A 12,923-nucleotide genomic window follows, 5' to 3' on the forward strand; every position below is an offset into this window, starting at 1 on the left:
GGGTAGCCTGGCACCCGTGACCGATACCCCCGCCGCGCCCCGTGTCCTCATCCGCACCGAAGGAGCGCTCGGGCGGCTCACGCTCAACCGCCCTGAGGCGATCAATGCGCTCGACGAGGACATGATCGCGGCCATCACGACGGCGCTCGTCGCGTGGCGCGACGATTCCGACGTGCAGATCGTCCTCATCGACGGTGAGGGTGAGCGCGGCATGTGCGCGGGCGGCGACGTGCGCCGCCTGCACAGCCAGATCACGTCCGGTCATCCGGAGCAGTCCGCAGAGTTCTTCCGCCGGGAGTACGCGATGAACGCCATGATCGCGGAGTACCCGAAGCCCGTGGTCGCGCTCGCCGACGGCATCACCATGGGCGGCGGAATCGGTCTCGCGGGGCACGCCGCGATCCGCGTGGTCACCGAGCGCTCGAAGCTCGCCATGCCGGAGACCCGGATCGGCTTCACGCCCGACGTCGGCGGCACGTGGCTGCTGGGGCGGGCGCCGGGACGGCTCGGCGAATACCTCGGTCTCACCGGGGCCACGATGAACGGTGCCGACGCCGTGTACGCGGGCTTCGCCGACCACTTCGTCCCCTCCGACCGCCTCGATGCGCTGCGCGAGGCTCTGGCGTACCGCGCCGATCCGACGAGCCCGAGCGAGATCGTCCTGCTCTTCGACGAGACGCCGGAGCCGTCCGCGCTCGCCGACGCGCGGGAGTGGATCGACGAGGTCTTCGCCGCCTCGACCGTGCCCGAGATCCTGGAGCGGCTGCGTGCGCTCGGCTCCGATGAAGCGGCCGCCGTCGCCGACCTGCTCGACGGACTGGCCCCGACCGGCCTCGTCGTGACCCTCGACGCCGTGCGGGAGGCACGGGGGATGAGTGGGCTTCGTGCCGCGCTCGAAGGCGAGTACCGCCGGGTGCTGTGGTTCGTGAACGAGCACCCCGACCTGGTGGAGGGCATCCGGGCCCAGGTGGTCGACAAGGACCGCAACCCGAAGTGGCAGCCCGCCACGCTCGCCGAGCTCGGCCCCGACGCCGGGGCGGCCGCGCGGGACTACGTTCCGCAGCCCGCGCTGTTCTGACGATCACGGCCCCGGTCACGACCGGGAAGTCCTTGATCGCCCGCGTGCAGAAATGGGCGGCGAGACGGGGGAGTGGTTCGCTGTGAGCGAAGGTCCTCCCGGAGGGGGATCCGAATGTCGCCGCTTCGTGGCACCCTGTCCTATGGCCGGTCGTCGGTCGGCATCCGTCTGCCGGGAGACCCGCCGCCTCCTCCTTCCTAGAAAGTCCGCCTGTGCTGGGAAAACTCCTCCTCCGATATCTGTCTCGCTACAAGTGGCTCCTCGTCGCCGTGCTGGTCTTCCAGTTCGCCAGCGCGGCCGCGACCCTCTACCTGCCCCGCCTCAACGCCGACATCATCGACAAGGGCGTCGCCCAGGGCGACACCGCGTACATCTGGCGCACCGGCCTGTTCATGCTGGCCGTGTCGCTCGGCCAGATCGTGGCCTCGGTCATCGCGACCTTCTTCGCCGCCCGCGCCGCGATGGGGGCGGGTCGTGACATCCGTGCCGACGTGTTCGGCAAGGTCAGCGGCTTCTCCGAGCGCGAGGTCTCGCAGTTCGGCGCCGGTTCCCTCATCACCCGCAACACGAACGACGTGCAGCAGGTGCAGATGCTGGCGATGATGGGCGCGACGATGCTCGTCACCGCGCCGCTGCTCGCGATCGGCGGCATCATCTTCGCCGTGCAGACCAACGCCGGGCTGAGCTGGCTGATCGCCGTCTCCGTCCCGGTGCTGCTCCTCCTCGCGGCACTCGTCATCGGCCGCATGGTCCCGCTGTTCCGCAGCTACCAGGGCAAGCTCGACAACGTGAACCGCATCATGCGCGAGCAGCTCACCGGCGTGCGCGTGGTGCGGGCCTTCGTCCGCGAGCGCATCGAGGAAGAGCGCTTCCGCGGCGCGAACACCGACATCATGGTCGTCGGCCGCAAGGTCGGCTCGCTGTTCGTGCTGCTGTTCCCGCTCTTCATGCTCATCCTCAACGTGACGGTCGTCGCCGTCATCTGGTTCGGCGGCATCGAGGTCAACAACGGCACCGTGCAGGTGGGCACCCTGTTCGCCTTCATGCAGTACATCGGTCAGATCATGGGCGGCGTCATCATGGCGAGCTTCATGGCCATGATGATCCCGCGCGCCGCCGTCTCGGCCGAGCGCATCGGCGAGGTTCTGAACACCGAGTCGACGATGACCCGTCCGGCGGACGGCGTCACCGTCTTCCCGACGCCGGGCGCCGTCGCCTTCGACGACGTGTCGTTCACCTACCCCGGTGCCGACGCCCCGGTCCTCACCGGCATCAGCTTCGCCGCGGAGCCGGGCGAGACCGTCGCCGTCGTGGGCTCCACCGGGTCGGGCAAGACCACGCTCGTCTCGCTCATCCCGCGCCTGTTCGACGTCTCCGGCGGCTCCGTGCACGTCGGTGGCACGGACGTGCGGAACGCCGACGTCGAAGCGCTGTGGGACAGCATCGGCCTCGTGCCGCAGCGGCCCTTCCTCTTCACCGGCACCGTGGCCTCCAACCTGCGCTACGGCCGCGAGGACGCGACGGACGAGGAGCTCTGGCACGCTCTCGAGATCGCTCAGGGTCGTGACTTCGTCGAGGAGATGCCGGACGGCCTGGACTCCCGCATCGCCCAGGGCGGAACGAACGTGTCCGGCGGTCAGCGACAGCGCCTCGCGATCGCGCGGGCCATCGTGCACCGGCCGCAGGTACTCGTGTTCGACGACTCCTTCTCCGCACTCGACCTCACGACGGACGCCCGTCTGCGGCAGGCATTGTGGCGGGAGCTTCCGCACGTGACGAAGATCGTGGTCGCGCAGCGCGTCTCCACGATCACCGACGCCGACCGCATCGTGGTGCTCGAGGGCGGCACGATGGTCGGAGTCGGCACCCACGAGGAGCTGCTGGAGACCAGCGAGACCTACCGGGAGATCGTCGAGTCGCAGCTGGGGGTGGACGCATGAGCGAGCAGGACCCTTCGACAGGCTCAGGGACCCAGGGTGCGGGCCCTTCGACAAGCTCAGGAACCCAGGGTGCGGGCCCTTCGACAAGCTCAGGGACCCAGGGGGCAGCGGCGCGGCGCCGCGGGCGAGGGAAGGCCCCGGCTCCCACGGCCGAGCGGGAGCTCACCGCCGAGGAGCAGTACGAGGCGGAGCTCGCCGAGCAGGCTCGGCAGCACTCCGGCGACTGGGACAGCGTCGCACCGGGCAAGGCCGACAACTTCGGCAAGAGCTTCGCCCGGATGATCGGGCTGCTCAAGCCCTCTGCCGTCTGGTTCGTCTTCGTGTCGATCCTCGGAGCGATCGGGGTCGTGCTGACCGTCGCCGCGCCGAAGGTGCTCGCCGAGGCGACGAACATCGTCTACCGCGGCTTCATCTCCATCCAGCTCGGCCAGCCGAGCGGCGACTTCCCCGGATTCCCGGCGGGGACGCCGCAGGACGTGGTGGTCGACGCGCTGCGTGATGCCGGACAGACCGACTTCGCGAACCAGGTGGGAGCGCTCGGCGACTTCCGGGTCGGCGACGGCATCGACTTCGACGCCCTGCGCTGGGTGATCGCGGCGGTCCTCGCGATCTACGTCGTGGCCGCGTTCCTCAGCTGGCTGCAGGGGTACGTCATCAACGTCATCATGGTCCGCACCATGTGGCGCCTGCGTGAGGCCGTCGAGGCGAAGATCAACCGGTTGCCGCTGGCGTACTTCGACAAGGTGCAGCGCGGCGAGCTGATCTCCCGCGTGACGAACGACATCGACAACATCACGCAGACCATGCAGCAGTCGCTGTCTGGTGCCCTGACCGCCGTGCTGACGGTGGTCGGCGTGCTCGTGATGATGTTCTCGATCTCGTGGCAGCTCGCGCTCGTGGCACTCGTGGCGCTTCCGCTCATGGGAGTGATCTTCGGCGTCATCGGTCCGCGGTCGCAGAAGGCCTTCGGCACGCAGTGGCGCAAGGTCGGGCGGCTCAACGCCCGGGTCGAGGAGGCCTTCTCCGGGCATGCCCTGGTCAAGGTGTTCGGCCGCGAGCAGGACGCCCTGGACAAGTTCAAGGCCGAGAACGAGGAGCTGTTCCAGGCGAGCTTCAAGGCGCAGTTCCTCTCGGGCATCATCATGCCCGCGATGACCTTCGTCGGCAGCCTCACCTATGTCGGCATCGCGGTGCTCGGCGGCCTCATGGTCGCGAGCGGGCAGCTGCGCCTCGGCGACGTGCAGGCGTTCATCCAGTACTCGCAGCAGTTCACGCAGCCGCTGTCCGAGCTGGGCGGCATGGCTGCGGTCGTGCAGTCCGGCACGGCGTCGGCGGAGCGGGTGTTCGACTTGCTCGACTCCGACGAGCAGGAGGCCGATGCCCCCGACGCCCCCGCGCTCCGCGAGGGCGAGGGCGTGATCGAGTTCGAGAACGTCTCCTTCTCGTACTCGCCCGAGCGTCCCCTCATCACCGATCTGTCCTTCCGGGTGGAACCGGGGCAGACCGTCGCGATCGTCGGCCCCACGGGTGCGGGTAAGACGACGCTCGTGAACCTCATCATGCGGTTCTACGAGCTCAGCGGCGGCCGGATCATGCTCGACGGTCAGGACATCTCGACCATCACCCGGGACGAACTGCGCTCCCGCACCGGCATGGTGCTCCAGGACCCCTGGCTCTTCGCCGGGAGCATCCGCGAGAACATCCGCTACGGCCGTTCGACCGCGACGGACGAGGAGGTGCTTGCCGCGGCGAAGGCGACCTACGTCGACCGCTTCGTGCACGCGCTTCCGGACGGGTACGACACCGTGCTCGACGAGGACGCGTCGAACGTCTCGGCCGGTGAGCGCCAGCTCATCACGATCGCGCGGGCCTTCGTGGCGCAGCCGTCGATCCTCATCCTGGACGAGGCCACCTCGGCGGTCGACACCCGCACCGAGCTGCTGCTGCAGAACGCGATGGCGGCGCTCCGGCACGGACGGACCTCGTTCGTCATCGCGCACCGTCTGTCGACCATCCGCGACGCCGATCTCATCCTCGTGATGGAGCACGGCGACATCGTGGAGAAGGGCACGCATGACGAGCTCATCGCGGCGCAGGGCGCGTACTGGCGGCTGTACCAGTCGCAGTTCGAGCAGGCGGCGACTGACCTCGATGCGGAAGCGGCTCTCACCGGCTCGTCTCCGGTGGTCGTGACCGGCGAGGCGGACGCGGAAGCCAGTGCCGAGGAGCAGGCGGCGGACGCCGTGGCGGGAGCAGCCGTCGGCGCCCAGGTTCCGGCGGCCGAGTCCGCAGCAGCGCAGGCGCTTCTCGACGACGGCGCGGACGGCTCCACGCCCCGCGCCTGACCCGCTTCACGCACGATGCCCCACTCCGGATCCGGAGTGGGGCATCGTCGTCAGGACTCAGTCGTCCCCGGAGATGCCGAAGAGCTCGAGCGGGTGGGTGAGCCGCCACCACGGGCTCGGACCGTCCAGGTCCTCGTCGAGGACGAGCGCGGTCTCCGTGCTGTCGACAGGGCCGGTCGTGGTCAGGGTGCCGACCGTCCCGTCCGCCTCCCGTTCCTCCCCGAGGTCGAACACCGTCGATGCGGTCGCGCTCGCCCCGTTCCACAGCACGACGTCGGCGTCCTCGCCCGCGACCACGTCGACGCGCTCACCCCAGGCGGTGACCGCGCGCCCGACCACCGTGCCCGCCGGGACGGCCGGGCCCTGGGCCTGCAACGCCGCCTCCGTCTGGGCGAACAGCGCACGGGTGAGGGCGAGACGCGCCTCGTCGTCCTCCTGGTTCAGCGCCGCGGCGTAGAGCCGGACCGTCGAGTCGCCGACGGCGACGTCCTTGGCGGTCAGCAGATTCCACCCGACGAGGGTGCCCGTCTTGATGCCGACGACACCCGGATCGGCGAGCATCCCGTTCGTGTTCTCGACCTTGCCTGCCCCGGGCAGGTCGACAGACCGGGTTCCCACGATCTCGGCGAACACCGGGTTGCGCATGGCCATCTCGCCCAGGGCCACGAGGGCCTCGGGGGTGGCGACGTTGCGTTCATCGAATCCCGACGGCGTCACCACCGTGATGCCGGAGAGCCCGCGTTCGCCGAGCCAGACCTCGGCCGCGGCCGCGAACTCCCCGTCGGACCCCCAGATCTCCGACGCCAGCCGGTCGATGTAGTTGTTGGCCGAGCCGAGCAGGGTGCCCTGGAGAAGCTGGTACTCGGTCAGCACTCCACCCACGGGGACATCGAGTGCGGACTGATTGGCGATCCGGTAGTCCCAGTAGCGGATGCTGTCGGCGTACGAGAAGGCGAACTCCGGACCCTGCTCCCCGGGGGCCAGCGGCAGACGATCCAGCACCATGAGGCTGCTGACGACCTTCGTGATGCTCGCGATGCTCACCGGAGCGGTGGTGGACGCCGCGGTCGTCATCCCGGCGATCCCGACAGCGCCGTCGCCGACCGCGGGCCAGGCGAGCGCGGCGGTGGGGGCGGCGACCGGGGTGAACTCGACGGCCTGGACGGTCGGGGCGACCTCGTGCAGCGGCCAGAGCAGCGTGGTGCCGGCGTAGGAGGCGACGAGGCCGACGAGCACACCGAGCGGGACGAGCAGTCCGGGGCCGGCGATCGCGGGTCGCAGTTTCGCGTCGCGCAGCAATCCCGTCTCGTCCTCCGTGCCGGCCGAGGCGTCGAACTCGGGCGTCGACGACTCCGCGGCGACGAGCGACGGGTCCACCCAGGTCAGCGCGGTCGCCGGAGCCGACGCATCGGCCCACGACACCGCTTCCGTGACCGGAGGGTCGAGCGCGGGCTCGGCGGACACGGGTGCGGAGTCTTCGGGCCGCGCGTCGACGTCGACGCCGCCGGACGCCTCTTCAGGGGGATCGGAAGCGGTCACTCGCTTACGGTACCGAATACCGCCCGGAATCCGCCGTGCGCGGCTCGGGACGCGCGGGCGGAACGGGGTAGGATCGACAGCACAACCACGGGAGTCCGGCGAGCCGGGCTGAGAGGGAGCGAATCGCGCTTCGACCGTCGAACCTGATCTGGGTCATGCCAGCGCAGGGAGGAGTTCACATGAGTACGTCCACGTCCGCATCCGCGTCTGCGAAGAGCACGGCCGTTCCGGCGCGCGGCTATCTGCGCTGGCGCGTCGTCGACATCGTCGTCGCCAGCGTCCTCGGCGTCGCCGCCGGTCTGATCTTCCTGGCCTGGAACGTCGGATACCTGGGGCCGAAGGCCCTGCTCGAGCCGTTGCTTCCCGGCCTCCAAGGGCTCCTCGACGGCCCGTGGCTCTTCGCGGGCGTGCTCGGCGGGCTCATCATCCGCAAGGCGGGCGCCGCGATCTACGTCGAGCTGCTGGCCGCCGTCGTCTCGGCGCTCATCGGCAACCAGTGGGGCGGCTTCCTCACGCTCGAGGCAGGCCTCGTGCAGGGACTCGGTGCCGAGCTGATCTTCCTGCTGTTCTTCTACCGCCGCTGGTCGCTGCCCGTCGCGATCCTCGCCGGTGCCGGCGCTGCGCTCGCGGGCGGCATCAACAACCTCGTCCTCTGGTACGCCGGCTCCGGTCCCGCCTTCACCGCGATCTATCTCGTGAGCACCGTGATCTCCGGGGCGGTCATCGCCGGTGCGCTGTCCTGGGTGCTCGCGCGCGGCATCGCGGCGACGGGGGCTCTCGACCGTTTCGGCTCCGGGCGCGAGGCGCGCGTGCGCGTCTGATGTCGTCCGAGCAGGTCGCTCCCGCCGGCGTCGAGGCCCGGGGGTGGGGGTGGCGACACGCGAGTCGCCTCGCCTGGGCGCTGCGCGATGTCTCGTTCCGCGTCGAGCCCGGCGAGCGGGTTCTCGTGCTCGGGGCCTCTGGCGCGGGCAAATCCACACTGCTGCACGGCCTCGCCGGTGTGCTCGGCGGCGAGGAGGAGGGGGAGAGCGAGGGGGAGCTGCTCATCGACGGCGGCCCCGCCGTGGCCACCCGCGGTCGGGCCGGGCTCGTCCTCCAGGATCCCGACTCGCAGGTGATCCTCGCCCGCGCCGGCGACGATGTGGCCTTCGGCTGTGAGAACCTCGGGGTGCCGCGGGCGGAGATCTGGCCTCGTGTCGAGGCGGCCATGGCGGCCGTCGGCCTCGACGTGCCGCTCGACCATCCGACCGCGGCGCTCTCGGGCGGCCAGAAGCAGCGCCTCGCCCTGGCCGGCATGCTCGCGATGCGCCCCGGACTCGTGCTGCTGGACGAGCCGACGGCGAATCTCGATCCCGAGGGCGTGCGCGAGGTGAGGGATGCGGTGGAGCGGATGCTCGCCGCGCGTCCCGCCACCCTCGTGGTCGTGGAGCATCGCCTCGAGGTGTGGCTGCCCCTCCTCACGCGGGTCATCGTGCTCGGCGCCGGCGGGGTCGTCGCGGACGGCACTCCCGCGGAGGTGCTCGGCACGGAGGGGGAGCGCCTGGCGGCGGACGGCGTGTGGGTACCCGGCCGCCCGCCGGCCGAGCCCCCCGCACCACGCGCGGCGCCCGGGGACGTGCTGCTCTCGGCGCACGGGCTGGCTGTCGCACGGGTGAAGGGGCGTCCGGTGGCGCACGACATCGACCTGGACGTGCGTGCCGGCGAGGCCCTCGCGATCACCGGGCCGAACGGCGCGGGCAAGTCCACGCTGGCCCTGACCCTCGCGGGGCTCCTCCCTCCCGCAGGGGGAGCCGTGATCGCGGCGCCGTCACTCGCGCAGGGGGCCAATCCGTCTCCGATCCGGTGGGCGTCTCGCGAGCTCCTCACACGGATCGGGATGGTGTTCCAGGAACCGGAGCACCAGCTCCTCGCCCAGACCGTGCGCGACGAGCTCGCGGTCGGTCCCCGCGCCCTGGGCGTCCCCGATGACGAGGTGTCTGCCCGCGTCGACGAGCTGCTCACCCGCCTGCGGCTCGCGCACCTGGGTGCGGCGAATCCGTACACGCTCTCGGGCGGGGAGAAGCGCCGCCTGACGGTCGCGGCCGCGATCGCCACGAGACCCCGGGTGCTGATCCTCGACGAGCCGACCTTCGGCCAGGACGCCCGGACCTGGGCCGAGCTCGTGGCGATGCTCGCCACCCTCCGGGACGAGGGATCGGCGATCGTCACCATCACCCACGATCTCGATGTGGCGCGCGCTCTGCACGCCACCCGGTTCGTCCTGGGGGCACCGGCATGACGGCGCTCGCCCCCGCCCCCACCCGCACCGGCGTCGTCGCCCGCATCAATCCGGTCGCCAAGCTGGGCGTGAGCGCGCTCATCGCCGTGCCTCTGGTCCTCACGCTCGACCCGGTGTCGGCGGCCGTCGCCCTGGCACTCGAAGCGGTGCTGTTCCTCTTCGCGGGCATCGGCTGGCGGGAGTTCTGGGTGCGCACGTGGCCGGTCTGGCTCGCGGCGCCGCTGACCGGTCTCACCATCGCCCTCTACGGCGAGACGAGCGGCACCGTCTACGTCGACTGGTTCGTGCTGCGCATCAGCGAGGGGTCGCTCGCGCTCGCCGTCGCCACGATGCTGCGCGTGCTCGCGATCGCCCTGCCCTCCGTGGTCCTGTTCATCACGGTCGATCCCACGGATCTCGCCGACGGCCTCGGGCAGATCCTGCGGCTTCCGGCCCGATTCGTCCTCGGCGCGCTCGCCGGCCTGCGCATGGTGGGACTGTTCCTCGACGACTGGCGTGCTCTCGAACTCGCCCGTCGCGCGCGCGGCGTGGCCGACCGCGGGCGCATCCGGCGCTTCCTCGGCATGGCCTTCGCCCTGCTCGTGCTGTCGATCCGCCGGGGCGCGAAGCTCGCGACAGCGATGGAGGCGCGGGGCTTCGGCGCCCCCGGCCGTCGCACCTGGGCGCGGGAGTCGCGCTTCGGCGCGCCCGAGTGGATCCTGCTCGCCGTCGGGGCGGCGATCTCCGCGACGGCGATCGCCGCCGCGGTCGCGACCGGAGCCTGGAACTTCATCCTCGGGCCGTCCTGACCCTCACCCCTTTCGGACGAGGGTCCCTGGAGGTCGGTCAGAGGCGGGGCTAGCGTCCGCAGGAGACAGTGCCATCGACACCGACCGAAAGGGACGTCCCATGAGCATCTCCTCCGCCGACGACCAGCCGCTCTTCACGCGGCCGGGCGAGGCCACCGTCGCACCACGACACGTCATCCCCGACACCGAGTCGCTCCCCGCGACGGCGAAGCAGATCGTCGAAGACGAGACGATCCTCGACGGCAACGCACGCCTCAACCTCGCGACCTTCGTCAGCACCTGGATGGACGACGAGGCGAAGCAGGTCTACATGGCCTCCTTCGACAAGAACATGATCGACAAGGACGAGTATCCGCAGACCGCCGCCATCGAGGACAACTGCTGGCACATGCTCGCGAACCTGTGGAAGGCCCCGGATGCGGCGCGCAGCATCGGCACGTCGACGATCGGCTCCTCCGAGGCGTGCATGCTCGGCGGTCTCGCGTTCAAGCGTCGCTGGCAGCAGGCCCGCCGTGCCGCCGGCAAGGACGCCTCCACGCCGAACCTCGTGATGTCGAGCGCGGTGCAGGTGTGCTGGGAGAAGTTCTGCAACTACTTCGACGTCGAGCCGCGCTACGTGCCCATCAGCGAGGAGCACAAGACGCTCGACGGCCACGATCTCGAGAAGTACGTGGACGAGAACACCATCGGGGTCGTCGCCATCATGGGCGTCACCTACACCGGCATGTACGAGCCGGTGGCGGAGATCGCCGCGGCGCTCGACGCGATCCAGGAGAAGACCGGCCTCGACATCCCGATCCACGTGGACGGCGCCTCCGGTGCCATGATCGCTCCGTTCCTCCAGCCGGACCTCGTGTGGGACTTCCGGCTGGAGCGTGTGCACTCGATCAGCACCTCGGGACACAAGTACGGTCTCGTCTACCCCGGCCTCGGCTGGGTGGTCTGGCGCGACGCGCAGTGGCTGCCGGAGGATCTCATCTTCCAGGTGAGCTACCTCGGCGGGGAGATGCCTACCTTCGCCCTGAACTTTTCCCGCCCCGGTGCTCAGGTGCTGCTGCAGTACTACCTGTTCCTCCGCCTCGGGTTCGAGGGCTACCGCGCGGTGCAGCAGGCCTCGCAGGACGTGGCGAAGTTCCTCTCCGCGGGCATCGCGAAGCTCGACGCGTTCGAGTTGTGGAACGACGGCAGCGACATCCCGGTGTTCGCCTGGCGCCTGAAGGACGGGCACACCGACAAGTGGACGCTCTACCACCTGCAGGATCGGCTCCGGATGCGCGGCTGGCTCGTCCCCGCGTACCCGATGCCCGCCGATCTGGAGGACCTCACAGTGCAGCGCATCGTCGTGCGCAACGGGCTCAGCATGGACCTGGCCGCCGAACTGCTCGACGCCATCACCGCCGAGGTGGCCCACCTCGACGCGCTCACGGCCCCCATGCCGTCCGACCACCCCGACTCGGCGTTCCACCACTAGGGGGCCGAGATGTCTGCTCCGCAGTCCGGTCCGACCGGCGCCGCGCCCGCGCCGCGCGTCTCCCGTCCCGCCGTCGCCGTCCTCGGCATCGGCCAGCTCGCCCTGCTCACCCTCGTCGTCGTGGCGAGCCTGCGGTCGCTGCCCGCGATGGCGATCTACGGCCTCGGCAGCATCACGCTGTACCTCATCCCCGCGGTGCTGTTCCTCGTCCCCACCGCCCTCGTCGCCGCGGAGCTGGCGACGGGGTGGAAGGGCGGGGTGTACGTCTGGGTGCGGGAGGCCCTCGGCAACCGCTGGGGATTCACCGCGGTGTGGCTGCAGTGGATCCAGAACGTCGTCTGGTTCCCCACGCAGCTCGCGTTCGTGGCCGGCGCCCTCGCCTTCGTCTTCCTCGACCCCTCGCTGTCCAGCTCCGGCTTCTTCACGGCCGTCATCATCATCGTCTGCTACTGGGGCGCCACGCTCGTCACGCTCCGCGGCGGCGACCTCTTCGCCAAGCTGGGCTCGTGGGGCGGCATCATCGGCACGCTGTTCCCGGCGGTGCTGCTCATCGTGTTCGGGGCGGTGTGGGTCTTCAGCGGGGAGAAGAGCCAGGTGCCGCTCGAGGCCTCGGCGGTGATCCCGCCGTTCACGGGTCTCGCGTCCATCGTGCTGATCGTCTCGAACGTGCTGGCCTACGCCGGCATGGAGGTGAACGCGGTCCACGTGAATCAGATGAAGGATCCCGGCAAGGGCTACCCGCGCTCGGTGTTCCTCGCCGCCGGCCTCATCCTGCTCGTCTTCATCCTGCCCACCATCGCGATCGCGGTCGCGGTGCCGAAGAAGGAGCTCGGGCTGACGAACGGCATCATGCTCGCGTTCGGGGAGTACTTCGACCACTGGGACATGGGATGGGCGACGGCCGTCGTGTCCGCGCTCATCGCCGCCGGTGCTCTCGCCTCGGTCGTGACCTGGGTCGCCGGTCCCTCCAAGGGCGTGCTGGCGGCCGCGGAGACGGGACTGCTCCCGCCGCTGCTGCAGAAGCGGAACAAGGCCGGTGTGCAGTCCGGCATCCTGATGCTCCAGGGAACCATCGTCACGATCCTCGCGGCGATCTTCATCATCGTGCCCAACGTCAGCGCCGCCTTCGTGGCGCTCATCGACATGGCCGCCGCGCTGTACCTCATCATGTACATGCTCATGTTCGCCTCGGCGATGGTGCTGCGGCGGAAGGCGCCGGACGTCCCCCGTGCCTACCGGGTGAAGGCTCTCCCGTTCGTCGCCGGCGTCGGGTTCTTCGCCTGCCTCGCGGCGTTCCTGCTCGCCTTCATCCCGCCCGACGGCTTCACCGCGTTCCCGGCCGCCGCGTACCCGTGGATCGTCGGTGTCGTGATCGTCGTGCTCGGCGCTCCGCCGTTGCTGTTCTACGCGCTGCGGAAACCGTCGTGGGACCGGCGCCCGGCCGACGGGAGCCTCCTCAGCGACGCCCACCCGGAGGCGTGAGC

At 70.3% G+C, this 12,923-nt stretch carries 9 protein-coding genes and 1 riboswitch; of the genes, 8 read left to right on the forward strand and 1 reads right to left on the reverse strand.

Annotated features, from left to right (window positions below; all coding sequences use genetic code 11):
* The first annotated feature begins 16 nt into the window (after positions 1–16).
* From AB0N68_RS07655 to AB0N68_RS07665, 3 genes are all read left to right on the forward strand, one after another.
* Complete coding sequence (locus AB0N68_RS07655) at positions 17–1,078, forward strand: enoyl-CoA hydratase/isomerase family protein (protein WP_292797830.1); 1,062 nt, start codon at positions 17–19, stop codon at positions 1,076–1,078.
* 212 nt (positions 1,079–1,290) lie between these two features.
* Positions 1,291–3,018, forward strand: coding sequence for an ABC transporter ATP-binding protein (locus AB0N68_RS07660; protein ID WP_292797827.1), 1,728 nt, complete (start codon positions 1,291–1,293; stop codon positions 3,016–3,018).
* The gene (locus AB0N68_RS07665) at positions 3,015–5,363 is read left to right on the forward strand and encodes an ABC transporter ATP-binding protein (protein WP_292797824.1); all 2,349 of its coding nucleotides are present in this window, start codon (positions 3,015–3,017) and stop codon (positions 5,361–5,363) included. The genes AB0N68_RS07660 and AB0N68_RS07665 overlap by 4 nt, the downstream gene beginning before the upstream one ends.
* A gap of 57 nt (positions 5,364–5,420) precedes the next feature.
* Here the strand turns inward: AB0N68_RS07665 and AB0N68_RS07670 are convergent, their stop codons facing one another.
* Positions 5,421–6,902: a D-alanyl-D-alanine carboxypeptidase family protein gene (locus AB0N68_RS07670; RefSeq protein ID WP_292797822.1), complete on the reverse strand. Its 1,482-nt coding sequence runs from the start codon at positions 6,900–6,902 to the stop codon at positions 5,421–5,423.
* A gap of 77 nt (positions 6,903–6,979) precedes the next feature.
* Positions 6,980–7,091: riboswitch (TPP riboswitch) on the forward strand.
* Here AB0N68_RS07670 and AB0N68_RS07675 point away from each other — a divergent pair.
* The 5 genes from AB0N68_RS07675 to gadC all read left to right on the forward strand — a co-directional run bounded on the left by AB0N68_RS07675 (position 7,082) and on the right by gadC (position 12,921).
* On the forward strand, positions 7,082–7,723 hold the full coding sequence (locus AB0N68_RS07675) for an ECF transporter S component (protein ID WP_187662552.1): 642 nt from the start codon (positions 7,082–7,084) through the stop codon (positions 7,721–7,723). (Overlaps the previous riboswitch by 10 nt.)
* Entirely contained in the window at positions 7,723–9,180 is a 1,458-nt protein-coding gene (locus tag AB0N68_RS07680) for an ABC transporter ATP-binding protein (protein WP_313366523.1), read from the forward strand. Before AB0N68_RS07675 ends, AB0N68_RS07680 begins: the two co-directional genes overlap by 1 nt.
* Complete coding sequence (locus AB0N68_RS07685; protein ID WP_187662550.1) at positions 9,177–9,968, forward strand: energy-coupling factor transporter transmembrane component T family protein; 792 nt, start codon at positions 9,177–9,179, stop codon at positions 9,966–9,968. The genes AB0N68_RS07680 and AB0N68_RS07685 overlap by 4 nt, the downstream gene beginning before the upstream one ends.
* Before the next feature lie 100 nt (positions 9,969–10,068).
* The gene (gene gad, locus AB0N68_RS07690) at positions 10,069–11,439 is read left to right on the forward strand and encodes a glutamate decarboxylase (protein WP_187662549.1); all 1,371 of its coding nucleotides are present in this window, start codon (positions 10,069–10,071) and stop codon (positions 11,437–11,439) included.
* A 9-nt stretch (positions 11,440–11,448) separates the two neighbouring features.
* Entirely contained in the window at positions 11,449–12,921 is a 1,473-nt protein-coding gene (gene gadC, locus AB0N68_RS07695; protein ID WP_232089111.1) for a glutamate/gamma-aminobutyrate antiporter GadC, read from the forward strand.
* Positions 12,922–12,923 lie beyond the last annotated feature (2 nt).

The sequence above is a fragment of the Microbacterium meiriae genome, assembly GCF_040685015.1.
Taxonomy (GTDB): Bacteria; Actinomycetota; Actinomycetes; order Actinomycetales; family Microbacteriaceae; genus Microbacterium; species Microbacterium meiriae.

Excerpts from the sequence above, each read along its gene's own strand:
- AB0N68_RS07665 (WP_292797824.1), top strand. The coding sequence starts at position 3,015 with ATGAGCGAGCAGGACCCTTCGACAGGCTCAGGGACCCAGGGTGCGGGC.
- AB0N68_RS07675 (WP_187662552.1), top strand. The coding sequence starts at position 7,082 with ATGAGTACGTCCACGTCCGCATCCGCGTCTGCGAAGAGCACGGCCGTT.
- AB0N68_RS07680 (WP_313366523.1), top strand. The coding sequence starts at position 7,723 with ATGTCGTCCGAGCAGGTCGCTCCCGCCGGCGTCGAGGCCCGGGGGTGG.
- AB0N68_RS07685 (WP_187662550.1), top strand. The coding sequence starts at position 9,177 with ATGACGGCGCTCGCCCCCGCCCCCACCCGCACCGGCGTCGTCGCCCGC.
- gad (WP_187662549.1), top strand. The coding sequence starts at position 10,069 with ATGAGCATCTCCTCCGCCGACGACCAGCCGCTCTTCACGCGGCCGGGC.
- gadC (WP_232089111.1), top strand. The coding sequence starts at position 11,449 with ATGTCTGCTCCGCAGTCCGGTCCGACCGGCGCCGCGCCCGCGCCGCGC.